This window comes from Cupriavidus sp. 05N39 (genome assembly GCF_056397325.1).
In genome coordinates this window covers 1-451 of record NZ_JBFTNE010000316.1, presented here as the reverse complement: position 1 = coordinate 451, position 451 = coordinate 1, and the positions used below count along the sequence as shown (strand labels likewise).

At 69.8% G+C, this 451-nt stretch carries 1 protein-coding gene; it reads left to right on the top strand.

Annotation, left to right across the window (positions count from 1 at the left end; all coding sequences use genetic code 11):
* Positions 1–240 (top strand): hypothetical protein (locus tag AC1DN0_RS41485; protein ID WP_477146668.1); only part of this gene is annotated, 240 nt, incomplete at its 5' end.
* Positions 241–451: the final 211 nt, after the last annotated feature.

Below are 451 nucleotides of genomic sequence, written 5' to 3'. Positions count from 1 at the left end.
CCATGGCCCGGCGTTGGCATGGGCCCACCTGCGGCCCGCGCCCCGCGCCCGTGTCTCTTCCCTGATGGGCTGCAGCGGGCGCGGATGCCCAGCGGCCTGYGGGCCATCGCGCCCGGCGCGATGATGGTGGCCGACACATTGCCGGACATTGCCGTCCCCACCTTGTGGATCGGCATCGGCAACCTCATCTTTGGAATGCTGCAGGTGCCGGTGGCATCCCGCCTCCGCCGCCTGCGCTGAACGGCGCCGGGCGATGCACGGTGCCACCGACATGGAGGAGGGCGTATGCGCAGGTATCTTCTTGCAGCACTGTTGTTGGCAAGCACGGCGGGCTTGATGGGATGCGAGCCGGCAACACGGCTGTTCAACCCGGACACCTCGGCCGCCCCCCTTGCACAGTCGCGCATCCTCATGCGCGAGGTGGACGAGCAGGGCAGCGCCGGCGCCACAG